The organism is Streptomyces sioyaensis (assembly GCF_004122735.1).
Lineage (GTDB): Bacteria > Actinomycetota > Actinomycetes > Streptomycetales > Streptomycetaceae > Streptomyces > Streptomyces sioyaensis.
In genome coordinates this window covers 14,570-36,255 of the sequence record NZ_SDIF01000067.1, presented here as the reverse complement: position 1 = coordinate 36,255, position 21,686 = coordinate 14,570, and the positions used below count along the sequence as shown (strand labels likewise).

The window sequence follows — 21,686 nt, the reverse complement described above, 5'->3', positions numbered from 1 at the left end:
GGGCGGGAGGGGGCGGGGGGGGAGGCCCCCAGGTCAGCCGCGGACCCCACGAAGGGTCATCGACACCGCCGCCTCCGTGATCTCGTCCGGGTCCTCCGCGGCACCGAGCTCGATGCGGCGGACCGCGGCATCGACGACTCCCTGGAGGAGCATGGCCGCGAGTCGGGGCTGCTCGTGGCCGAGGGCGGCGAGCGCTTCGACGATCATGGCGATGAGTCCGCCGTGCGCCGCGCGGATCTTCTCTCGGGCACCGGCATCAAGCTCGCCGGCCGAAATGGCGACGACGGCGCGGTGGCGCCGGTCGCCGACCAGGGCGAGTTGCCGACGCACATACGCCTCGATCTTCCCCTCGGGCGTGTCGACCCGCTCCATCGCCGCTTCGACCTCGGCGGCCCAGACGGGGAAGTCGACGGCGCACAGCTCCTCGACGACGGCGGCGCGCGAGCGGAAGTACTCGTACACGGAGGAGCGCGCGAGCCCCGTGCGCTCGGCGAGGGCGGGGAAGGTCAGTGCTTCCGTTCCGCCTTCGGACAGCAGGGTGCGGGCAGCGTCCAAAAGGGCGCGGCGCTGCATCGTCCGGTGCTCGGCCACGGAGGCCGCTCGAATCCTTGGCACGTCACCACTCTACGGATGGCGCGCTCGCCGCGGCACTCCCTATGACGACACGGCGTGGGAAGACCCGGCTCGGGCGACGTGATCAGCGTCCGACGTCGGCGAGCTTCGCCCGCAGTTGGAGAACGGACTTGGTGTGGATCTGGCTGACCCTGCTTTCGGTGACGCCGAGGACATTGCCGATTTCGGCGAGCGTGAGGCCTTCGTAGTAGTAGAGCGTGACCACGGTCTTCTCGCGCTCGGGGAGGGTGTTGATGGCCCGCGCGAGCAGCCGCCGCAGCTCGCGGTCCTCGGCGATCTCGACGGGGTTCTCGGCGGCCGTGTCCTCGAGGGTGTCCATCAAGCTCAGCCGTTCGCCCCCCTCGCCGCCGACGTGCAGCAGCTCCTCCAGGGCGACCACGTTCGCCAGCGACAGCTGGCTGAAGACGTTGTGGAGTTCCTCCAGCCCGATGCCCATCTCCTCGGCGACCTCCGCCTCGGAGGGGGTGCGGCGCAGTTGCGCTTCGAGGGTGGCGTAGGCCCGTTCGACGGCACGGGCCTTCTGCCGTACGGAGCGCGGGATCCAGTCGAGTGCGCGCAGCTCGTCGATCATTGCGCCGCGGATGCGGGTGATGGCGTAGGTCTCGAACTTGATGGAGCGTTCGGGTTCGAATTTCTCGATGGCATCGATCAGTCCGAAGACTCCGGAGGAGACGAAGTCGGCCTGTTCGACGTTGGGGGGCAGGCCGACGCTGACGCGGCCGGCGACGTATTTGACCAGCGGCGAGTAGTGCAGGATCAGCTGTTCCCGCAGTCGCCCGTCGCCTGACGCCTTGTAGGAGCGCCACAACTCATCGAGCGAGGTGGGCGGGGCGGGGCGCACGCTGCCGCGCGCGGCGGGTGGTACCGCCGCACGGTCAGACCCGGAGGTGTGCTGGGGCATTCGTCGCCTTGAGCCGTTCTGCCGAGACGCGGGTGGATGGATGCATGAGGGTTGAATTTGCCTGTGAGCGTAGCGTGACCGCAGCGTTGCGGTGTGCGATCACGGCAGGTTCGGGGGTGCGCAGATACGTTCCGCTGCCCGCACCCCAGGGTTACCTCGTACGGCGTGGCGACACCCGGACAAGGGGCCGGTCGCAACCCTGTGGAGGGCCGTGCGGACGGAGGCGGTGATGCGGCGCGCGGGACGATGTGCGCCCCCGGCGCCGCCTCGTCAAATCCCCATGGGGCGGTCGTGTGCACCGAAGCGTGGCAAAACTGGATTCTGCGGTCATTCCCCTCACCCTTTCACCCGTTCGCCCCAGGTCAAGCACCGCCTCGCGGGGAACCGTCGGTCGCCTCGGCGCGTCGCGCCAACTCCCAGTGACCGCCGCACCTTTGAACGAATCCGAGGGACAGCAGCTCGAAGAGCTTGCCCTGGGTCACCTCACGGGGCGTGCCGGCCTCCTCGGCCAGGCGGCCGGTGTCCGTGCTGCCCTGAGCGGGCAGCGCCTCCAGCACGCGGGTGGCGACGGGGTCGAGGAGGTCACGGGTGAGGGTGGGCCCCCGCCGACCGGGGGCGAGGTCGCCGATGCTGCCGACGAGCTCGATGACCTCATCGGCGTCGGTGACCACCGTGGCCTCGTCGCGCAGGAGTTGATGCACGCCGGCCGACAGACTGCTGGTGACCGGGCCCGGCATACCCATCGTGAAACGTCCGAGGGACCGCGCCCGCCGAGCGGTGACGAGTGAGCCGCTGCGCAGCTCGGCCTCCACGACAACGGTGCCTCTGGTGAGTGCGGCGATCACGCGGTTGCGCTGGATGAACCGGCTGCGGGTGGGGTGGTCGCCTGGTGGTAACTCGGCGACCACCAGGCCCTGTTCGGCGATCCGGCCGAGCAGTTCGGTGTGGCCGCGCGGGTAGGCGTAATCGACGCCGGAGGCCATGACGGCGATGGTCGCGCCGTCGGCGGCCAGCGCGCCGCGGTGAGCGGCTCCGTCGACGCCGTAGGCGGCTCCGGAGACGACGGCCCAGCCGCGGTCGGCGAGCCCTGCGCTGAGGGTGGTGGCCAGGTGTGCGCCGTAGTCGGTGCAGGCCCGGGCGCCGACGACGGCGACCGAGCGCAGCGCCCACAACCTGAGGTTGGCCGTTCCCCGCACCCACAGGCCGAGGGGGCGTGCGTCACCGAGGTCGTCGAGCTGGCCGGGCCATTCGTCGTCCCCTGGGCAGATGAACCGGCCGCCGAGCGCGCTGACGGCGGCGAGGTCCGTGGCGGGGCGGGCCCGTGCGGCGCGCAGGCGCAGGCCCTCGGTCTTGGCCGGGCTTGCGCCCCGGGGCGGGGTTGCGTCCTCGTCGGACAGCGCGCGCCACAGCGCCACCGGGCCCATTTCGCGCACCCAGCGGCCGGCGGTTTCATCGCCCGGTTCGAGGATGCGGGTGAGGGCCGCGCGCGCCGTGCGCTGCGGTTCGCGGGCTGTGCCGCCGGGCGCGGAGCACGGGCGGGCGGTCGCGCGCCCGGCGGTGTGGGATGCGGCCGTGGTGGGTGGGGCGTGGCCCGGTTCCGCGGTCGGTCCGGGCGCGCGCGGCCGGTCGTCCGTGGCGGTGTCCGGCCTGTCCGTCGCGAAGCCCCATGGGTCGATTCCGTTCATCGCTTGTCCCTGCGGGTGCGGGGCCGGGTGGTGGCGGTCTCGCTGCCGCCGGTGCCCGGCGTGGTCAGCGCGCCGCGGCGTACGCCGGTGCGGAGTTCCAGGGCCCAGTTGACGTCTTCGCTGGTGGGGCGGTCGCGGCCGGCGAGGTCGGCGGCTGTCCAGGCGACGCGCAGGACCCGGTCGAGGCCGCGGGCCGTGAGCAGGCCGCATTCGAGGTCGCGTTCTGCTTGGGCCAGGGCGCCGGGGCGGACCTGCCAGCGGGTGCGCAGTTCATGGCCGGGAACCTCGCTGTTGGTGTGCCAGGGGGTGTCGGCCAGGCGGGCGGCGGCGCGTTCACGGGCGGCGTGTACGCGTTCGGCCACGGCTGCGGTGGATTCGGCGCCACGGCCCAGCGCGAGCAGTTCGGAGCGGGCGACCGGTTCCACCACGATCCGCAGATCGACCCGGTCCATCAGCGGGCCTGAGAGTCGTGAGCGGTAGCGCCGGACAGATGAAGGCCGGCATTCGCAGCCGCCGCCGGCGGTGCCGTGTCGTCCGCACGGGCAGGGGTTGGCGGCGAGCGCGAGGAGGATGCGGGCGGGCATGCGCATCATGCCCCCGGCGCGGGCGACGACGATGTGCCCGGATTCCAGTGGCTGGCGGAGCGCGTCCAGGACACGTGGGCTGCATTCCGCGGCCTCGTCCATGAACAGCACGCCGTGGTGGGCGAGGGAGACGGCTCCAGGGCGGGGCAGGCCGGTACCACCGCCGACGAGGGAGGCCATGGTCGCGGAGTGGTGCGGTGCGCAGTAGGGCGGCCGGTGGACGAGCGGCTGTCCCGGCGGGAGGGTGCCGGCCACCGAGTGGACGGCGGTGACCTCCAGGGATTCCTTGGGTGACAGCGGCGGCAGCAGTCCCGGGAGGCGTTCGGCGAGCATGGTTTTGCCGGCGCCGGGCGGGCCTTTGAAGAAGATGTGGTGGCGTCCGGCGGCGGCTGCTTCCAGGGCGCGGCGGGCGCCGTGCTGGCCTGCGACGTCCGCGAGATCCGGGGTGTGGTCACCGGAGGGCAGGCCCGCTCCGGCGCAGGTGCCGGACACGGCGAGTCCGGCGAGCAGCGGGTCGGGGCGGCCTTCGTCCCTGGGTTCTTCGTGGGGCACCGGTTCGTCGGCGAGGACGCCGATGAGCTGGCGCAGGCTGCGGACGCCGAGGACCGAGATGCCGGGGACGAGTGACGCTTCGGCGGCGGTCTGTTCCGGGACGACGACCTGGCGGTATCCGGCGTCGGCGGCGGCCAGGACGGCGGGCAGGACTCCGCGTACGGGGCGGACGCGGCCGTCCAGGCCCAGTTCGCCGATCATCATGAGGTCGGTGAGTTCGCGGGGGTCCAGGCGCTCGGCAGCGCCGAGGACGGCGCAGGCCACGGCGAGGTCGAAGCCGCTGCCGCCTTTGGGTACGGAGGCCGGGCTGAGGCCGACGGTGAGCTTTTTCTGCGGCCATTCGGCGCCGGAGTTCACGACGGCGGCACGGACGCGTTCCCTGGATTCGATGAGGCTCTTGTCGGGCAGGCCGACGAGGGTGAAGGCGGCGACGCCCGGTTCCAGGTCGGCCTGGACCTCGACGACGACTCCTTCGACGCCCACAAGGGCGACGGAGCAGGTCCGGGCGAACCCCATCAGGCCACCCCCCGTGCGTGCTGGACGACGGGGGCGCCGCGGGCCGGCAGCAGGATGCCGATCACGTCGATCCGTACGCCGCCGGGCGGCGGGCCGCCGTGCCGCTCCAGCCAGCGTTCCGCCAGCAGTCGCAACCGGGCGGTCTTCTCGGGGCGCACGGCCGCCATGGGGTGTTCGTACCAGCCGGCGCGGCGGGTTTTGACCTCGCAAACCACCAGGGCGTCTCCGTCGGCCGCGACGATGTCGATCTCTCCGTCGCGGCAGCGCCAGTTGCGGTCCAGGATCCGCATGCCGGCCTCGGTGAGCCGCCGGGCGGCCAGGTCTTCGCCGTAGCGGCCCAGGGCGCGTCGCCGAGTGACGGTCGAGGCGGCCGCCGCGGGGCCGGCGTCCGGTGCCCGGGCGGTGGTCGGTGCGGCCGCAGGACCAGGGGCGCCGGGCGGTGCGACCGCGGGACCCGGGCCACTGGGCGCGCCGACGGCCGCGTCGGCGGAGGCCGCGTCGGGGACCGGGCCGACGGCCGGATCATCGGCCGTCCGCGCCCCCGCGGACGGTTCCCGTCCCGCAGGCGCCGCTCCGCCCGTGCCGCGCCGGGCACGCATCCCGCCGGCGGACCCCGCGCTGCCCGACCCGCGCGCCACCACCACAGGCGGTCCCGAACAGGCCCACTGCCCGTCCTGTGCTCTCGCCGGCTGCGGCTCCCGCGGCCCGGGGTCGAGCTGTGTGTCCTTTCCGGCCCTGCGGCCGGCGTGCATGGCGTTCATGCGGTACCACCTCCGGCACCGACTGTGACGCCCCCGCGCGGAGCTATTGGATCTTGGTGGACAACGAGCCGCCTGTGGACAACCTGCTCACCCGTCCGAGTGAGGGCTGACCCGACGGCGGCCGGGTCCCACCTCTCCGCCGCTTTCGGCCGGACTCAGCTCCCCGGAAGATCCAGATCGCTCTTGTTGAGCTCCTCGATGTTCACGTCCTTGAACGTGAGTACCCGCACCTGCTTGACGAAGCGAGCCGGGCGGTACATGTCCCAGACCCAGGCGTCGGCCATCGACACCTCGAAAAAGACCTCTCCCTGGACCGAGTGCACCTGCATCTCGTAGTCGTTGGTGAGGTAGAAACGTCGCTCGGTCTCGATCACATATTTGAACAGCCCGACGACGTCGCGGTACTCCCGGTAGAGCTTCAGCTCCATCTCGGTCTCGTACTTCTCGAGGTCCTCGGCGCTCATGGCAGATCCCCTTCAGCCGTGCGTCCCCCTATTGTGCGTCAGACCCTCTCGGTCTCCAGGAGCACCGGCGCATTCGGGGGCCCTTCGACGAGCAGCATGCGCAGCAGCTCGGCGAGTCTGGTCGGGTACACCGTCTCATGCGAGGCGGACAGTTCCTCCGACGTCCACCACCTCAGCCCCGAGACGCTGCGTCGCTCCAGCTCGGTCTGCCCACCGAGGTCGGTGACCGTACGGTCCGTCCGGCCCAGGTAGTACCACTCATCCTGCTCCCAGCGCCGCCCGTCGAACGGGAATGCGCAGCGGCGCTTCCACAGGACGGGGCCGAGGACGGCGTCGGTGATGCCGGTCTCCTCGGCGAGCTCACGGCGGGCCGCCTCCTCGTGGCTCTCCGTGCCCTCCAGGCCGCCGCCCGGGGTGAACCACCAGGTCTCGGTCGGACGGGCCGGTTCGAAGCCGTGGAGCAGCAGGATCCGGTCGTCGGGGTCGAGCAGCACGATGCGGGAGACCTGGCGCACCGTGCCCTCCGCCGGCTCCCCGGGGGCGGCTCCCGCCCCGGCCCGGCCGGACGCCGCTGCCGGGCCGTCGGCCGGCGGCTCGGCGTCGCCAGGGCCCGCGCCGGACCGGTCGCCGGCCGCCGCCTCACGGCCACCGGCCGGCTCCCCGCCGTCCCGCCTCTCAGGCACGCGTACGCGCCCTGCGCCGGGCGATGGGCCCGTAGGCGGCGCCGCCGAGGATGAGGACCGCGCCGGCGAGCACGGTGATGGTGATGGGCTGTACCGGGCCGGGCTGCGAGGTGCCGCCGGGGAGCGCGGAGAAGGCGGCCGGGCGCTGCATCATCCCGATGCTGCCGAGCGGCCAGGCGCGGGCGTCGACCCGGGCCCGGACGGCGCTGCGCGGGACGGAGCCGTGATCGCTGTCGGTGAGGTGGACGCGCGAGTCCATGGAGTCGCTCCGGTGATCGCCGAGCAGGAAGAGCTGACCGGCGGGCACCTTGGCCTTGAAGCCGACGGGCGAGGCGGGGCCGCTGCCCTGCAGATACGGCTCCTCGATGGGGGTTCCGTCGACGGTCAGCCGGCCCTGCTTGGTGCAGCAGGCGACCTTGTCGCCGCCGACGCCGACGACGCGCTTGACCATCGGCAGGTCGCCCCACACGGAGTCCTTGAAGATGACGACGTCACCGCGGCGTATCTCGGAGCCCGCCACCTTCTCGGCCAGGACCCGCGACCCGACGGTGATGGTCGGCGACATCGAATCGGTCGGCACCGTATAGGGGCGGTACGTCAGCGCCGCCCATACGAAGCCGCCCAGGAACGCCGCACAGCCGACGGCCACGGCCAGACCGGACAGCACACTGCCCATGGTCCGGCCGCGGCCGTCGGTCCTGTGTTCCGTCGTGCTGCTCATCCCAGCGCTCCCACCCCGCGGACCCGGCCCGCGTCGAAGATCCGGGACGGCACCTTACCTGGGGTTACGCGTTCCGGTCAGCCTCCGCCGACGCCAGATCACGATCGGAACCGCGCCGACCAGGCCCAGGGCGGCCGGTGCGGCCCCCATTGCCTTGTTGATCCCGGGCTGGTCGAAGGTGTCCGGTACGGGCAGGGTTGCCCAGCGGTTGACGGGCCAGGCGATGGTGAACGCCCGGCCGACGACCTCGTCCTCCGAGACCGTGCCGTTGCCCTTGAGGGTCTGGTGGTAGCGGGAGTCGAGGGAGTCGTCGCGGTGGTCTCCCATCACCCAGATCCGGCCCTTGGGGACACGGATCGGGCCGAACGCACGGTCACCGCACGGGGTGGCGCCGGGGAAGATGTAGGAGTCTTCCTTGAGGGCCTTGCCGTTGACCTTGACCGGGCCGGTGCCGTGGCATTCGACGGTGTCGCCGCCGACCGCGATGACCCGCTTGATCAGGTCCTTCTCCTCGGCCGAGGGCATCAGACCGATGAAGCTGAGGACCTTCTGGACGGGGTTGGGCTCGGGGGTCGGCGTCTCGTTCAGCCAGCCGCCCGGGTCGTGGAAGACGACGACCTCGCCGCGCTCCGGCTTGGAGCCGAACCACGGCGTCAGCTTGTCGACCAGGACCCGGTCCCCGCGCTGCAGGGTGTCCTGCATCGAGTCGGACGGGATCGAGAACGCCTGCACCAGGAAGGTCTTGATCAGCAGGGCGAGGAGAAGGGCGATACCGATGAGAATCGGCAGCTCTTTCCAGAAGGCACGCGGCTTCTTGGCCTTCTTCATGCTGCCGCTCACCTCGCCACTCGCCGACGTGTCCCACGTGTCCGACGCGTCCGCCCCGGCTGAACGCGGCGACTGGGCCCGCGCTCCTGATGGTGACTGTGTTCGATGCACGGAACTCGCGGCCGGCTGCGGGGTCTCACCGCGCCCTGCCGGCTCCTCGGGCTCTTCGGTTCCGGACCGCGCGCCGACCGCCAAGTCCCCCACATCTGCTCCTCACTCCACGCACTCGCCCGCGCGTCAACCGGCGCAGGCCCACCACTCCCATAACGAGCGGGAGTTCCGCAGGGGTCGGGAGTACGGTCAAACTCTCAGGTGACACCCTATGCGGCACACCCGCTGCGGACGCCTTGGCGCCCGGCGCGTCGTGCACGGTCGTAAAGGTGTCCGGCTCTTCGAGGCGCCGCCAGTGCGAGAACGGCCAGCCGATCACCACGGCCCGGCCCACCACATTGTCCTCAGGGACCGTGCCACGGTACGGCTCGTCCAGGTGGAAGCGCGAATCCGCGGAGTTGGAGCGGTGGTCGCCCATGACGAAGATCCGGCCGGTGGGGACGGTCACCGAGAACTTCAGCGTGGAGGGCGGGTTCCCCGGATGGACGTACGGTTCGGTCAGCGGGGTGCCGTTGACGGTGACCTTGCCCTGCTTGTCGCAGCATTTGACGGTGTCACCGCCGACCGCCACCACCCGCTTGATCAGGTCCTGTTCGTCTGCCGACGGCAGCAGGCCGATGAAGGTCAGGCCGTCCTTGACCGGCTTGAAGGCTCCCCCGTCGTCGGTGGGCTTGGTCTGCTCGCCCTTGAGCCAGCCTCCGGGGTCCTTGAAGACGACGACGTCGCCGCGCTCGGGCTTCGACCCGAACCAGGGCGTGAGCTTGTCGACCAGCACCCGGTCGCCGATCTTGATCGTCTGCTCCATGGAGCCGGACGGGATGACGAAGGCCTGGACGAGGAAGGTCTTCAGGACGAGGGCGATGGCCAGTGCCACGCCGATGAGGATGGGGATTTCCTTGAGGTAGGAGCGTTGTCTGCGGCGCTTGATGCGCCGGGCCTGGCGCCGGCGCTCGGCCCGCCCGCCGGTCGCGGGCCGGCCCGCCCGCCGCCCTTGGGTCGCGGATCGTCCGCGCCGCGGTCCGGGGCTCGTGCCGGGTTCCTGAGGATCGCCGTGGCCACCGGGGTCGCCGTACGCGCTGCCGGCGTCCGGCTGCGGCTGCACGGCCGCACGGCCCCGCCGGGCGGCGTCCTTGCTCCCGTGGCGGGGGCGTCCGCGGCTACCCACGTGGGCCTGCCGCGGCGGGTATCCGGTCGAAGGCGCGGGGGGCGCCAAGGGTCCGCCAGCGGCTCACCGGCCAGGTGATCAGGTCCGCGCGGCCGATGACCTCGTCGACCGGGACCGTTCCGCCGCCGGGCTGGCCGAGGTGGTCACGGGAGTCACTGGATCTGGCGCGGTGGTCGCCCATGACCCACAGCCGGCCCTCCGGCACCACGATGTCGAAATCCACCGAGGACGGCGCGTCCCCGGGGTGGAGATACGCCTCGTTCACGGGCTCACCGTTCACTTCGATCCGCCCCCGTTTGTCGCAGCAGGTCACGTGGTCACCGCCGATGCCGATCACGCGCTTGACGTAGTCGGTCTCGTCGGGCCGGGCCAGTCCCAGCGCCGCACCGGCGCCGCGCAGCAGTCCCGTGACGGGATTCTCCCCCTGCTCCCTGTGAACGAACGATCCCGTGCCGTCGAACACCACCACGTCGCCGCGCGCGGGCGCGCCGCCGAAGCGGTACGCCAGCTTGTTGACCAGCACCCGGTCCCCGATCTGCAGGGTGTTCTCCATGGAGGAGGACGGAATCAGGAAGGGCTGGGCGATGAACGCACTGAGCAGCAGCACAAAGGCCAGACAGAGCGCGAGCAGGGTGACCGGTCGGTGTCGCAGACCGGCCGCCCAGCCGGGAAAACGCGCGGAGCGCGACCCCTGCTCCGGCCCCTGATCGGGGGTGGGAGAGGGGTCGCGCTCCGTGAGCTGTGCGTCGGTGTCCATCGGGCCCTGAGCCTATCCGGCCGGATCCGGACGCCGTACGTGAGCGTCGGTTTGCGTTGCCGCGGCACAAAAAATCGCGCCCCGGGGCGGCCCGGCTCAGTTGTCGCGCTTCTCCTTGATCTTCGCGGCCTTGCCGCGGAGCTCGCGCAGGAAGTACAGCTTGGCGCGACGGACGTCACCGCGGGTCACGACCTCGATCTTCTCGACGATCGGGGTGTGCACCGGGAAGGTGCGCTCGACGCCGACGGAGAAGCTGACCTTGCGGACCGTGAAGGTCTCGCGCACGCCGGCGCCCTGACGGCGGATGACAACGCCCTTGAACTGCTGCACACGGGAGCGGTTGCCCTCGATGACGCGGACGTGGACGTTGACGGTGTCGCCCGGGCGGAAGGCCGGGACGTCGCTGCGCAGCGACGAGGCGTCGACGGAGTCGAGAAGGTGCATGACCTACTGCTTTCTTCGTTGATGCCACAGGTCATCAACGGGATATCGGAAATGATGTGTCGGATGCCGTTCCGTCGGGCGGGCGTCGTTCCCCCTGTGGCAGGGGCGCGCGCCGGACGCACACGGCAGCGGCCTATTCTTCCACGGCCTCGGTCGTCCGCCCAAATCGGCCGTCGGCACCCGCCGACCAGCCGAGAGCGGCGAGTATCGCGCGGTCGTGTTTGTCGAACGCGGCGGGGTCGGCGCGCTCGATCAGATCGGGGCGGTTGCGGTCGGTGCGGCGGAACGCCTCGTCCCGACGCCAGCGGGCGATCTTGCCGTGGTGCCCGCTGAGCAGCACCTCGGGGATGCCGCGGCCGCGCCACTCGGGGGGCTTGGTGTAGACGGGGCCCTCCAGGAGGTCGGCCATCGCGCCGGGGGCGAAGGAGTCGTCCTGATGGGAGGCGGCGTTGCCGAGGACGCCGGGCAGCAGCCGGGCCACCGCCTCGACCATGACCAGGACCGGTGCCTCGCCGCCGGCCAGGACGTAGTCGCCGATGGAGACCTCGCGCACGTCGACGCGGTCGCCGTACTCCTCGATGACCCGGCGGTCGATGCCTTCGTAGCGGGCCGGGGTGAACACCAGCCAGGGCTTGGCGGAGAGTTCGACGGCGAGCTGCTGGGTGAAGGGGACGCCGCTCGGGGTGGGGACGACGATCACCGGTTCGCCCTCACCGGACGCGAGGATCCCGTCGAGCGCCTCGCCCCACGGCTCGGGCTTCATGACCATGCCCGGGCCGCCGCCGTAGGGGGTGTCGTCGACGGTGTTGTGCTTGTCGTGGGCACAGTCCCGCAGGTCGTGGATGCGCACATCGAGCTGTCCGCGCGCGCGGGCCTTGCCCACGAGGGAGACGTTCAGCGGCTCCAGGTACTCGGGGAAGATCGTGACGATGTCGAGCCGCATCAGCTGTCCTCGCGGCTGGAGGCGATCTCGGCCTGGCTGTCGTCGAGGAGGCCGGGCGGCGGGTCGACGACCGCGCGCTGCTCGTCGAGGTCGATCTCCGGGACGATCTCGGCGACGAACGGGATCATGACCTCGCTGCCGTCGGGCCGCCGGACGATCAGCAGGTCCTGGTAGGGCAGATGGGAGACCTCAGCGATCCGGCCGACGGCGGTGCCGTCGCGGGTGACGACATCGAGGTCGATCAGCTGGTGGTCGTAGAACTCCTCGGGGTCCTCGGGGACTTCCTCGGGGTCGACCTCCGCGATCAGCAGGGTGTTGCGCAGCGCCTCGGCGGCCGTACGGTCCGCGACGCCCTCGAAGCGCAGCAGCAGCCGGCCGCTGTGCACCCGGCCGGCCGTGATGGTCAGCGGTCCGACGGAGGACGGTTCGGTGGCGAGGACGGCGCCCGGGGCGAGCCGCAGTTCGGGCTCGTCGGTCCGCACCTCTACCGTGACCTCGCCCTTGATGCCGTGGGCGCGGCCGATCCGTGCCACTACCAACTGCACGCTGTTCTCTCCCTTGCCAGTGCCTACGGCACTGTTCCGTGTCCGTAGACGACTACGGGCCGGGGCGGGCCGGCAGCCCTCCCCGGCCCGAGCCGGTGTTCAACTTGTCAGCGGACCTGGTCCACGTCGACGAGGTCGACGCGGATGCCCCGTCCGCCGATGGCGCCCACGACGGTCCGCAGCGCGCGGGCGGTACGGCCGTTGCGGCCGATCACCTTGCCGAGGTCGTCGGGGTGGACCCGGACCTCGAGCACGCGCCCGCGGCGCAGGGTGCGCGAAGCCACCTGCACGTCATCGGGGTTGTCGACGATGCCCTTGACGAGGTGCTCGAGGGCCTCCTCGAGCATGCTCAGGCCTCGGTCGACTCGGAGGTGGACTCGGCCGCAGCCTCGTCCGCCTTCTTGTCAGCCTTCTTCGCCTTCGGGGTGATGGCCTCACCCTTCGGCTCGTCGCCGGAAGCCTTGGCGGCGGCCTCGAAGAGGGCGCGCTTGTCGGCCTTCGGCTCGGCGACCTTCATCGGCGCCGGGGCGGGCAGGCCCTTGAACTTCTGCCAGTCGCCGGTGACCTTGAGGATGGCCATGACGGGCTCGGTCGGCTGCGCGCCGACACCCAGCCAGTACTGGACACGCTCGGAGTCGACCTCGATGCGCGAGGGGTTCTGCACCGGGTGGTACAGGCCGATCTCCTCGATGGCCCGGCCGTCACGGCGGGTACGGGAGTCGGCGATGACGATGCGGTAGTGAGGCGCGCGGATCTTGCCCAGACGCTTCAGCTTGATCTTGACTGCCACGGGAGTGGTGTCTCCTGGTCTTGACGTGGTAGGGCACAACGAGATGCCACGTGGGGTTGCGGTACTCGGATGCCCGATGGACGCGCCAGCCGGAGGAGAGAGGGGTCCTGTGCGACTGTCGAGTACAGCCAGCCATTGTGCCACACGCACTCGGGTCAGCCGACCGCGGCGACCTCGGGGATACGGAAGGGCTTTCCGCAGCCGCCGCAGACGATCGGCGCCTGAGCGAGCACGGACGGGACGACCCGGACATTGCGCCCGCAGTCGCAGACGGCCTTGACCCGGACGCCGCCCCCGGAGGAGCCGTGCCGGGCGGCGGGGCCCCGGAAGCTGCGGGCGGTGTCGGTGGCGGTCGCGGCGCTGTGCGCCCTGAGCGCTCTGGCGAGCCGTTCGATGGTGGGGCGGTAGCGCCTTCGGGCTTCGGGGTTGAGCGTGACCAGCGAGAAGCCGCTGCTGGGATGCGGCTCGTCGGCATGGTCCAGGCCCAGTTCCTCGGCGATCGCCAGGAACCGGCGGTTGTGGTAGCGGCCTGCGCGGGAGGTGTCACGGACGCCGCGGGCGGCGGCGATGCCGTGGACTGCCTCATGGAGCAGCCGTTCGAAGGAGAGTTCGGCGCCGCAGGCGGACGAGGACTCTCCGATCAGGGACTCGGGCGCGGCCAGATCCGGCAGCTCGGGGTGGTGCCGTTGAATATCGGCCCAGGCGAGTGCCAGCTCGGCGGCGAGGACAGGCGGTGTCGTGCTCACGTCGTGACAACGAGCCGGGGCCGCCGAGTGTTCCGATTCCGGGGCATCTCAAATAATTTGCACGTACCAGTCAGTTTCCGGTCATGAGTCGTGCCGAGGGCGGGTGCGCCGATCTGCGCAGAAGGCGCCCAGCAGCTCGCAAGCCGGTACGTATCACCGCGTACGCCGCATGGCGTAGCCGGTCGTATGCGGCGTGAGGATCACCGCGGCGATGGTACGGGGACTACCTGTGCCCGACGACACCGGCCCGTATTCCCTCCCGGGGCCGGCGGACAGGGGTGAGCGGACGGCGCCCCGGGGGCTCGGCGGCGGCTCGTTGCCGTGGCGGAACGGGTCCGGGCGGGGCACGCTGGAACGGCGCTCCAGGGAGCGGGCCCGGCGCATAAAGGGGCGCGCGGGAGACAACCCCGGCGCATCCCCTGGACGCCCGGACGAATGCGCAGTTGTCTGGATCGCGGGGGCGCACCACGCGCGAACACGGGGGCGATCAGTACGGAACAGCTTCGGGTTCTCGGCGAATAGGGGCGCTATCGATGTCACCCACGCTCGTGCGGCACCAGCTTCCGCACTCCGGATCCATACGCTGCGACGACCCGCCCGCTCCGGACCGGTCACGGCGCACCCGTGACTGGGCCGAGATCCAGGAGCGGATGCTGGTACCGCTGTACGAAGCCGCGTACGACCGCCTGGGCATCGGTCCCGGCACCCGCCTGCTGGGGCTCGGCTGTGGTTCCGGGCTGGCGCTTCTGCTGGCGGCGGCGCGCGGCGCGCAGGTCAGCGGGGTGGATGCGGACGAGTCCCGGCTGGAGCTGGCGCGTGAGCGGCTCACACCGGAGGGCGGGCCGGAGCACACCCGGCTGGTCAGTGGGGGCCTGGAGGCCGCGGCGCCCGGGGAGGCCGCCTTCAACGTGGTCACCGCGTTCCACCCGGTGGGCTGCGTGAGCACGGTCGAGGGGCTGACGGCCTCGCTCACCGCGGCGGCCGGGCTAACGGAGCGCGGCAGCGCGGTGGTGCTGGGCGGCTGGGGCCCGGTGGAGCGCTGTGCCACGGCCGGGGTGCTGGGGGTCGCGCGGCGGCTGGCCGACCCGCGGGGCGACTGCGCCGCGGGCTCCGCCGGGGGGTGGCCCAGCGGCCGGGACGATCTGGAGGAGCTGGCGGACCGGGCCGGGCTGCGGCCCGATGGTTCGGGCCGGGTGGCCTGCCCGTTCGGGTACGCGGATCCGGCGAGCGCGGTGCGCGGGCTGCTGTCGACGGGGCTGTTCGAGGCGGCGCTGGAGGCGACGGAGGAGCGTCAGGTGGAGAAGGAGCTCGCGGAGGCGCTGCATCCGTACCAGCGGGCGGACGGGACGGTGTGGATGCCGAACGTGTTCCGCTATCTGATCGCGCGGACGCGGTAGCGCTGCCGCCGGGCCAGGTGCTGCCGGCGGCCAGGCGACTGCCGGCGAGCGGGTCCGGCGCCCGTCCGCGGAGGCCCCCGCCCGGCACCGCGCGAGCCCCCGGCCGCGCACTGCCGGCCGGGGGCTCGCGCACGCGGAGCTGAGCGGGTCAGCCCATGAACTTCTTGAATTCCTCGGGGAGTTCGAAGTTCTGCGGGTCCTGGCCGCCCTGCGGCAGGCCCAGCGGGTTGCCGGACTGGGCGGCCTCGCGGCGCGCGGCCGCGGCCTGCTCCTCGGCCTTGCGCTTCATCGGGTTGCCGCTCTTGCGCTTGCCCTTGGCCTGCTTGACCTGCTTCTTCTTGCGGGCGCCGCCCCCCATGCCAGGCATCCCCGGCATGCCGGGCATCCCGGGCATGCCGCCGCCCTGGGCCATCTTCGACATCATCTTGCGGGCCTCGAAGAACCGCTCGACCAGGCTCTTGACCTGGCTGACGTCGACACCGGAACCCTTGGCGATACGCGCCCGGCGGGAGCCGTTGATGATCGTCGGCTCGTGGCGCTCGGCCGGCGTCATCGACTTGATGATGGCGGCGGTGCGGTCGACCTCGCGCTCGTCGAGGTTGTCGATCTGGTCCTTCATCTGCCCCATGCCGGGCAGCATGCCGAGCAGCTTGGAGATGGAGCCCATCTTGCGGACCTGCTCCATCTGGGCCAGGAAGTCGTCGAGGGTGAACTCCTTGGGGCCCTTCGCCAGCTTGGCCGCCATCTTCTCGGCCTCGGCCTGGCTGAAGGTCTGCTCGGCCTTCTCGATCAGGCTGAGCATGTCGCCCATGCCGAGGATGCGGGACGCCATGCGGTCCGGGTGGAACGCGTCGAAGTCGTCCAGCTTCTCGCCGTTGGAGGCGAACATGATCTGCTTGCCGGTGACGTGGGCGATGGACAGCGCCGCACCACCACGGGCGTCACCGTCGAGCTTGGAGAGCACCACACCGTCGAAGCCGACGCCGTCGCGGAAGGCCTCGGCGGTGTTGACCGCGTCCTGACCGATCATCGCGTCGACGATGAAGAGGATCTCGTCGGGGCTGACGGCGTCGCGGATGTCCGCGGCCTGCTGCATCAGTTCCTGGTCGATGCCCAGGCGGCCGGCGGTGTCGACGATGACGACGTCGTGCTGCTTGCCGCGGGCGTACTCGACGGAGTCCTTGGCGACCTGCACCGGGTCACCGACGCCGTTGCCCGGCTCGGGCGCGTAGATCGCCACGCCGGCGCGGTCGGCGACGACGGAGAGCTGGTTGACGGCGTTGGGGCGCTGGAGGTCACAGGCGACCAGCAACGGGGCGTGGCCCTGCCCCTTGAGCCAGCGGCCGAGCTTTCCGGCGAGCGTGGTCTTACCGGCACCCTGCAGACCCGCCAGCATGATCACGGTCGGCGGGTTCTTGGCGAACCGCAGCCGCCGGGTCTCGCCGCCGAGGATGCCGATGAGCTCCTCGTTGACGATCTTGATGACCTGCTGGGCGGGGTTCAGCGCCTGGGAGACCTCGGAGCCGGTGGCCCGCTCCTTGACCTGCTTGATGAAGGCCCGGACGACGGGGAGAGCGACATCCGCTTCGAGCAGCGCGATACGGATCTCGCGCGCCGTGGCGTCGATGTCCGCCTCGCTCAGGCGGCCCTTGCCCCGGAGGTTTTTGAAAGTACTCGCCAAGCGGTCGGAAAGCGTATCGAACACGGCGTTCGTCGATCCTCGGGGTCGGGGGCGGGGTGCAGTCGGGTTCTAGGGTATCGGGCTGCGCAAGGGAAGCGTTCCTGCCCTGTTTCCCGGTCCGTGCCGCGCAACGCGCCGTACGGCTACCCGAGGGCGCTCTCCACGGCCGCCGCCAGCTCATGGGCCGCCGTATCGGCGAGCGGCGCCCCGTCCGGATCGGTGACGTAGAACGCGTCCACCGCGTTCGCCCCCAGGGTGCTGATGTGGGCACTGCGGACCGCGACACCGGCCGTCTCCAGGGCACGGCCGATGCGGTGCAGCAGACCGTGGGCGTCCTGGGCGCGGACCTCGATGACGGTCGCGGTACGGGAACTGCCGGTGACGGCGCTGACCCGGGGCGGCGGGGCGATGGCGGCACGGGCGCGGCGGGCGTAGGCGGCTTCGCGCTCGGCGAGGCGCGCGGGGATGTCGAGGGAGCCGTCCAGGGCGCGGACCAGGTCGACGCGCAGCCGGTCGGCGTCCGGCAGCGAGCCGTACTCGGCGGCCACCCGCCAGCTGAGCAGCAGGACCGGGCTCTCGCCCCCTTGGTCGAGGACGAGCAGGTCGGCGGCGCGGACGGTGAGCCGGTGCAGGGCCAGCACGCCGGCCGCCGCGGGCAGCACACCCGACTGCTCCGGGACGGCGATGAGCAGCTCCACGCCGACCGGCCGCCGGGCGCTCTCCTCGGCCCCGGCGCCGTCCTCGGGCTCGGTGGGGGTTTCGGCACGGGTGTGCAGCGCCAGGACCGGGCCCGTCGTGCGCCGGGCCTCGGCGGCCAGCCGCTGCTGCTCCGCGGTCGGCTCGTCCGCCGGGCGCACCTCCTCCTCGGGCTCCCCGGCGAGCCGCGCGGCGACCCGTTTGACCAGGTCGGCGACGAGTCCGCCGCGCCAGGCGCTCCAGGCGGCGGGCCCGGTGGCCAGGGCGTCGGCCTCGGTGAGGGCGTGCAGCAGCTCCAGGGTGCCGACGCCGCCGACCGCCTCGGCGACCGCGCCGACGGTCGCCGGGTCGTCCAGATCGCGCCGGGTGGCGGTCTCGATGAGCAGCAGGTGGTGGCGTACGAGGGTGGCGATCACTGCGGTGTCGCGGGCGCCGAAGCCGAGCCGGGCCGCCACGTCGCGGGCGATGGTCTCGCCGGCCACCGAGTGGTCGCCGGGCCAGCCCTTGCCGATGTCGTGCAGGAGGGCGGCGACCAGCAGCAGGTCGGGGCGGTGCACCCGGCGGGTCAGCGCGGACGCCCGGACGGCGGTCTCGATCAGATGGCGGTCCACGGTCCAGGTGTGGACGGGGTTGCGCTGGGGGCGGCAGCGCACGCGCTCCCAGTCGGGCAGCAGCCGGGTGATGAGGCCCTCGGCCTCCAGGGCCTCCCATACGGGCACGGTGTAGGTGCCGGCGCCCAGGAGGGTGACCAGCTCTTCGCGGGCCTCGGCGGGCCACGGCACGGGCAGCGGACGGGTGGCGGCCGCCTCGGCGCAGCGGCGGATCGAGTGGGTGGCCAGCGGCACTCCGGCCTGGGCGGCGGCGGCCGCGGCACGCAGCACCAGCACCGGGTCGCGCTCCGGCCGTGCGGTGCGGGCCAGCACCGCCTCCCCGTCGAGTTCGACGACGCCCTCGGCGAGCGGTGTGCGCTCCGCCTTGCCCGCGTCGCGGCCGGGCAGCAGGCCGCGCAGTACGGGCTTGACGGAGCGGGCGCGCAGCACCCGGCGGACCTCGCGCCAGGTGACATCGGCCGCGTAGGAGATGGTGCGGGCCGATTCGTAGGTCTGCCGCAGCAGGGCGTCCGCGTCCAGCATGCCCAGGGCCTCGGCGACCTGGGGGTGCTCCTGGAGGGAGAGCCGGTCGGTGGCGCGGCCGGTGGTCAGATGGAGTGCGTCACGGGTGTCGAGCAGCCGGGTGCGGGCGGCTTCCAGGCCGCCGCGCGGGGCGTCGGCGAGCCAGGAGGCGGCGACCGCCCGGAGCGCGGTGGCGTCCCGCAGCCCGCCCCTGGCCTCCTTGAGGTCGGGTTCGAGGAGGAATTGCAGTTCCCCGTGCCGCTCGGCGCGCTCCTGGCACAGGTCGTGGAGTTCGGGGAGCCGCTTGGGGGCGCTCTCGCGCCAGTCGGCGTACGCGGTGCTGCGCAGCGCGGCGGTCAGTTCCGGATCGCCGGCGAGGTGGCGGGCGTCGAGCAGGCCCAGCTGCACCTTCAGGTCGTCGCGGGCCGCTTTGCGGGCCTCGGCGGGGGTGCGTACGGAGTGGTCGAGGTCGAGGCCGAGGTCCCAGACGGGGTACCAGAGGTGGTCGGCGAGCGCGGCCAGGGCGCCGGCGTCGGCGCGGCCGTCGTGCAGCAGGAGCAGATCGAGGTCGCTGCGCGGGGAGAGCTCGCCGCGGCCGTAGCCGCCGACGGCGACCAGGGCGGTGCCGGCCAGGCCGGCGGCGGTCGCGTGTCGATTCAGCAGGCCGGCCAGCCAGTCGTCGGTCAGCCGGGCGAGGGCGGCGCGGCGGTCGGGTCCGGCGGCCGTGTCGTCCTGAAGGAGCCGCAACCGGGCCGCGGGGTAGCTGCCTTCCGGGGCGGGCGCGGGCTCGCTGCCCGGGCCCGGTGTTCCGGCCGGTCCCGCCGTTTCCTCGACGCTCTCCGTCAACGCGCGCTCCTCGCTCGTGTCGTTCCCGTCGTCCCCGTTGTCGCCGCTGCCCCCGTGCGGCCGTTCCCGTACCGGCCGGCCGTCCCCCGCACGCTCACTCAGTCTGTGCCGCCGCGGTGCGTGCGGCCACCGCGGCCCGGACGTGCGGACCGCGGCCCCGGCCCTCTGAAAGGCATCCGCCGCCTTCCAGAGGACCAGGTCCGCCGCGCCGTCACAGCGCGTCCGGCCCCCGCTCGCCGGTCCGCACCCGTACCGCGTCGTCGACGGGGACGCTCCACACCTTTCCGTCACCGATCTTGCCGGTGCGGGCCGCCTTGACGATGACGTCGACCAGCTCCTCGGAGTCGGCGTCCTCGACCAGCACCTCGATGCGGATCTTCGGTACCAGGTCGACGGTGTACTCGGCGCCGCGGTACACCTCGGTGTGCCCGCGCTGCCTGCCGTATCCGCTGGCCTCGGTGATCGTCAGTCCGTGCACGCCGAATGCCTGGAGGGCGTCCTTCACCTCGTCCAGCCGGTGCGGCTTGATTACTGCCGTGATGAGCTTCACGCGTTCACCTTCTTTGTCAGGGCCTCGCCGAGTCGGCCGACCGTGCCACCGCCCGCGCCGGTGAAGTCGTACGCGGTCTCCGCGTGCGAGGCCTGGTCGATGCCGGCGACCTCCTCGTCCTCGCCGACCCGGAAGCCCATCACCAGGTCGATGACCTTGGCAAGGACGTACGAGACGACCAGCGAGTAGAGCAGCACACAGACCACACCGACGGTCTGCTTGCCGAGCTGTTCGAAGCCGCCGCCGTAGAACAGGCCCTTGGCCTTGCTCTGTACCCCGCCGGTGGCGAAGAAGCCGATCAGCAGCGAGCCGACGACACCGCCGACGAGGTGGACACCGATGACGTCCAGCGAGTCGTCGTAGCCGAGCTTGTACTTCAGATTGACCGCCATGGCACACAGCACACCGGCGATCACACCGACCGCGATGGCGCCCAGCGGGCTGACCGCGCCGCAGGCCGGGGTGATCGCGACGAGTCCGGCGACCGCGCCGGAGGCCGCGCCGAGCGTGGTGAACGAGCCGTGCCGGAGCTTTTCGTAGGCCAGCCAGCCGAGCATCGCGGCGGCGGTGGCGACCTGGGTGTTGACGAAGGCGACCGCGCCGACGCCGTCGTCGTTGCCGAGCCAGGAGCCGGCGTTGAAGCCGAACCAGCCGAACCACAGCAGCCCGGCGCCGAGCATGACCAGCGGCAGGCTGTGCGGCCGCATCGGGTCCTTCTTGAAGCCGACGCGCTTGCCGACGACGAGGATCACGCCGAGCGCCGCGGCACCGGCGTTGATGTGGACGGCCGTACCGCCGGCGAAGTCGATGACGCCCAGCTTGAAGAGCCAGCCGCCATCGGCCCACACCCAGTGGGCGACGGGGAAGTAGACGACGGTGACCCACAGGGCGATGAACAGCGCCCAGGCGGTGAACTTCACCCGGTCGGCGAGCGCACCGCTGATCAGCGCGGGCGTGATGACCGCGAACATCAGCTGGAAGACGGCGAAGACATAGATCGGGATGGTGCTGACGCCCCACAGCTGGGTCAGGCCGATCCCGCTGAGCCCGGCGAAGTTGCCGTCCCAGCCGATGAAGCCCCCGCTGTCGGTGCCGAAGGCCAGTCCGAAGCCGTACAGGACCCACAGGATCGTGACGATGCCCAGGCTGATGAAGCTCATCATCAGCATGTTGAGCACGCTCTTGACCCGGACCATGCCCCCGTAGAAGAAGGCGAGACCGGGGGTCATGATCATCACCAGTGCGGAGCAGATCAGCATGAATCCGGTGTTGGCCGGGCTGAGTGTCACCTTGTCTGCTGCAAGCGTCAGGATGCCTGGGGGCATCGGCGTCTCCTCGTCGTCGATGCGGCCCGTGCGGGCGTGTTTCTGGTGGGCCGACTTCGCGATGAGGTTGTCGCAGCACGGTTTCGGCCAAACCTTGCGGGTGTTTCACCGCCGTGACGAAGGACGCTTTCGTGTTACGCCCCCGTGAACTGCGAGATCGGCCTTCGCATTCACCCGTTCACCCCACATCAACCCACAATGGAGCATCCCCCACGGCGAGCAACCCCCTCCGCGAAAGCGGCGCCGGCTC

General features: G+C 71.9%; 22 protein-coding genes. 1 reads left to right on the top strand and 21 read right to left on the bottom strand.

Features of this window, described 5'->3' with window-relative positions:
- Positions 1 to 33 precede the first annotated feature (33 nt).
- The 17 genes from EST54_RS21840 to EST54_RS21760 form a co-directional block, all read right to left on the bottom strand.
- Positions 34 to 573, bottom strand: coding sequence for a TetR/AcrR family transcriptional regulator (locus EST54_RS21840; protein ID WP_129249405.1), 540 nt, complete (start codon positions 571 to 573; stop codon positions 34 to 36).
- 124 nt (positions 574 to 697) lie between these two features.
- Positions 698 to 1,534 (bottom strand): RNA polymerase sigma factor WhiG, encoded by an 837-nt coding sequence (gene whiG / locus EST54_RS21835; RefSeq protein ID WP_006602830.1) that lies wholly within the window; start codon positions 1,532 to 1,534, stop codon positions 698 to 700.
- Positions 1,535 to 1,896: 362 nt separating this feature from the next.
- A complete protein-coding gene (gene dprA / locus EST54_RS21830) occupies positions 1,897 to 3,219 on the bottom strand; it encodes a DNA-processing protein DprA (RefSeq protein ID WP_129249401.1) in 1,323 nt (440 codons plus the stop codon).
- On the bottom strand, positions 3,216 to 4,871 hold the full coding sequence (locus EST54_RS21825; protein ID WP_129249400.1) for a YifB family Mg chelatase-like AAA ATPase: 1,656 nt from the start codon (positions 4,869 to 4,871) through the stop codon (positions 3,216 to 3,218). The genes dprA and EST54_RS21825 overlap by 4 nt, the downstream gene beginning before the upstream one ends.
- Positions 4,871 to 5,470 (bottom strand): YraN family protein, encoded by a 600-nt coding sequence (locus EST54_RS36270; RefSeq protein ID WP_392567422.1) that lies wholly within the window; start codon positions 5,468 to 5,470, stop codon positions 4,871 to 4,873. Before EST54_RS36270 ends, EST54_RS21825 begins: the two co-directional genes overlap by 1 nt.
- A 317-nt stretch (positions 5,471 to 5,787) precedes the next feature.
- The gene (locus EST54_RS21815) at positions 5,788 to 6,096 is read right to left on the bottom strand and encodes a DUF2469 domain-containing protein (protein WP_003980220.1); all 309 of its coding nucleotides are present in this window, start codon (positions 6,094 to 6,096) and stop codon (positions 5,788 to 5,790) included.
- A gap of 38 nt (positions 6,097 to 6,134) precedes the next feature.
- The gene (locus EST54_RS21810) at positions 6,135 to 6,611 is read right to left on the bottom strand and encodes an NUDIX hydrolase (RefSeq protein WP_129249404.1); all 477 of its coding nucleotides are present in this window, start codon (positions 6,609 to 6,611) and stop codon (positions 6,135 to 6,137) included.
- 160 nt (positions 6,612 to 6,771) lie between these two features.
- Positions 6,772 to 7,500 (bottom strand): signal peptidase I, encoded by a 729-nt coding sequence (lepB, locus tag EST54_RS21805; RefSeq protein ID WP_129249398.1) that lies wholly within the window; start codon positions 7,498 to 7,500, stop codon positions 6,772 to 6,774.
- A gap of 54 nt (positions 7,501 to 7,554) precedes the next feature.
- On the bottom strand, positions 7,555 to 8,523 hold the full coding sequence (gene lepB, locus EST54_RS21800; protein WP_129249403.1) for a signal peptidase I: 969 nt from the start codon (positions 8,521 to 8,523) through the stop codon (positions 7,555 to 7,557).
- The gene (gene lepB, locus EST54_RS21795; RefSeq protein WP_372448176.1) at positions 8,465 to 9,604 is read right to left on the bottom strand and encodes a signal peptidase I; all 1,140 of its coding nucleotides are present in this window, start codon (positions 9,602 to 9,604) and stop codon (positions 8,465 to 8,467) included. The genes lepB (EST54_RS21800) and lepB (EST54_RS21795) overlap by 59 nt, the downstream gene beginning before the upstream one ends.
- Complete coding sequence (gene lepB, locus EST54_RS21790; RefSeq protein WP_129249397.1) at positions 9,597 to 10,361, bottom strand: signal peptidase I; 765 nt, start codon at positions 10,359 to 10,361, stop codon at positions 9,597 to 9,599. Before lepB (EST54_RS21790) ends, lepB (EST54_RS21795) begins: the two co-directional genes overlap by 8 nt.
- 96 nt (positions 10,362 to 10,457) lie before the next feature.
- The gene (gene rplS / locus EST54_RS21785; RefSeq protein WP_006602839.1) at positions 10,458 to 10,805 is read right to left on the bottom strand and encodes a 50S ribosomal protein L19; all 348 of its coding nucleotides are present in this window, start codon (positions 10,803 to 10,805) and stop codon (positions 10,458 to 10,460) included.
- Between the two features lie 133 nt (positions 10,806 to 10,938).
- Positions 10,939 to 11,748 carry a tRNA (guanosine(37)-N1)-methyltransferase TrmD gene (gene trmD, locus EST54_RS21780; protein ID WP_129249396.1) on the bottom strand — a complete coding sequence of 270 codons (810 nt, stop codon included), beginning with the start codon at positions 11,746 to 11,748 and terminating at the stop codon, positions 10,939 to 10,941.
- Positions 11,748 to 12,293, bottom strand: coding sequence for a ribosome maturation factor RimM (rimM, locus tag EST54_RS21775; RefSeq protein WP_129249395.1), 546 nt, complete (start codon positions 12,291 to 12,293; stop codon positions 11,748 to 11,750). The genes trmD and rimM overlap by 1 nt, the downstream gene beginning before the upstream one ends.
- Before the next feature lie 107 nt (positions 12,294 to 12,400).
- Positions 12,401 to 12,640, bottom strand: a complete 240-nt coding sequence (locus tag EST54_RS21770; protein ID WP_003980229.1) for an RNA-binding protein — start codon at positions 12,638 to 12,640, stop codon at positions 12,401 to 12,403.
- A 2-nt stretch (positions 12,641 to 12,642) separates the two neighbouring features.
- Positions 12,643 to 13,083 carry a 30S ribosomal protein S16 gene (gene rpsP, locus EST54_RS21765; RefSeq protein ID WP_006602842.1) on the bottom strand — a complete coding sequence of 147 codons (441 nt, stop codon included), beginning with the start codon at positions 13,081 to 13,083 and terminating at the stop codon, positions 12,643 to 12,645.
- Positions 13,084 to 13,238: 155 nt separating this feature from the next.
- Positions 13,239 to 13,829 (bottom strand): hypothetical protein, encoded by a 591-nt coding sequence (locus EST54_RS21760; RefSeq protein WP_129249394.1) that lies wholly within the window; start codon positions 13,827 to 13,829, stop codon positions 13,239 to 13,241.
- Between the two features lie 533 nt (positions 13,830 to 14,362).
- Between EST54_RS21760 and EST54_RS21755 the strand changes: the two genes are divergently transcribed.
- Entirely contained in the window at positions 14,363 to 15,226 is an 864-nt protein-coding gene (locus EST54_RS21755; RefSeq protein WP_129249393.1) for a methyltransferase domain-containing protein, read from the top strand.
- A gap of 148 nt (positions 15,227 to 15,374) precedes the next feature.
- On the opposite strand, the gene ffh is transcribed toward EST54_RS21755, so the two are convergent.
- From ffh to EST54_RS21735, 4 genes are all read right to left on the bottom strand, one after another.
- On the bottom strand, positions 15,375 to 16,931 hold the full coding sequence (gene ffh / locus EST54_RS21750) for a signal recognition particle protein (RefSeq protein WP_129249392.1): 1,557 nt from the start codon (positions 16,929 to 16,931) through the stop codon (positions 15,375 to 15,377).
- A gap of 119 nt (positions 16,932 to 17,050) precedes the next feature.
- Complete coding sequence (locus EST54_RS21745) at positions 17,051 to 19,561, bottom strand: [protein-PII] uridylyltransferase (protein ID WP_129249391.1); 2,511 nt, start codon at positions 19,559 to 19,561, stop codon at positions 17,051 to 17,053.
- Positions 19,562 to 19,772: 211 nt separating this feature from the next.
- Positions 19,773 to 20,111, bottom strand: coding sequence for a P-II family nitrogen regulator (locus EST54_RS21740; protein ID WP_129249390.1), 339 nt, complete (start codon positions 20,109 to 20,111; stop codon positions 19,773 to 19,775).
- Positions 20,108 to 21,436 (bottom strand): ammonium transporter, encoded by a 1,329-nt coding sequence (locus EST54_RS21735; RefSeq protein WP_129249389.1) that lies wholly within the window; start codon positions 21,434 to 21,436, stop codon positions 20,108 to 20,110. Before EST54_RS21735 ends, EST54_RS21740 begins: the two co-directional genes overlap by 4 nt.
- Positions 21,437 to 21,686 lie beyond the last annotated feature (250 nt).

What these genes read in the sequence shown, in the direction of transcription:
- EST54_RS21840 (WP_129249405.1), bottom strand. Translation starts at nt 573, where the DNA reads ATGCAGCGCCGCGCCCTTTTGGACGCTGCCCGCACCCTGCTGTCCGAA.
- whiG (WP_006602830.1), bottom strand. Translation starts at nt 1,534, where the DNA reads ATGCCCCAGCACACCTCCGGGTCTGACCGTGCGGCGGTACCACCCGCC.
- dprA (WP_129249401.1), bottom strand. Translation starts at nt 3,219, where the DNA reads ATGAACGGAATCGACCCATGGGGCTTCGCGACGGACAGGCCGGACACC.
- EST54_RS21825 (WP_129249400.1), bottom strand. Translation starts at nt 4,871, where the DNA reads ATGGGGTTCGCCCGGACCTGCTCCGTCGCCCTTGTGGGCGTCGAAGGA.
- EST54_RS36270 (WP_392567422.1), bottom strand. Translation starts at nt 5,470, where the DNA reads ATGCGTGCCCGGCGCGGCACGGGCGGAGCGGCGCCTGCGGGACGGGAA.
- EST54_RS21815 (WP_003980220.1), bottom strand. Translation starts at nt 6,096, where the DNA reads ATGAGCGCCGAGGACCTCGAGAAGTACGAGACCGAGATGGAGCTGAAG.
- lepB (WP_129249398.1), bottom strand. Translation starts at nt 7,500, where the DNA reads ATGAGCAGCACGACGGAACACAGGACCGACGGCCGCGGCCGGACCATG.
- lepB (WP_129249397.1), bottom strand. Translation starts at nt 10,361, where the DNA reads ATGGACACCGACGCACAGCTCACGGAGCGCGACCCCTCTCCCACCCCC.
- rplS (WP_006602839.1), bottom strand. Translation starts at nt 10,805, where the DNA reads ATGCACCTTCTCGACTCCGTCGACGCCTCGTCGCTGCGCAGCGACGTC.
- trmD (WP_129249396.1), bottom strand. Translation starts at nt 11,748, where the DNA reads ATGCGGCTCGACATCGTCACGATCTTCCCCGAGTACCTGGAGCCGCTG.
- EST54_RS21770 (WP_003980229.1), bottom strand. Translation starts at nt 12,640, where the DNA reads ATGCTCGAGGAGGCCCTCGAGCACCTCGTCAAGGGCATCGTCGACAAC.
- EST54_RS21755 (WP_129249393.1), top strand. Translation starts at nt 14,363, where the DNA reads ATGTCACCCACGCTCGTGCGGCACCAGCTTCCGCACTCCGGATCCATA.
- EST54_RS21735 (WP_129249389.1), bottom strand. Translation starts at nt 21,436, where the DNA reads ATGCCCCCAGGCATCCTGACGCTTGCAGCAGACAAGGTGACACTCAGC.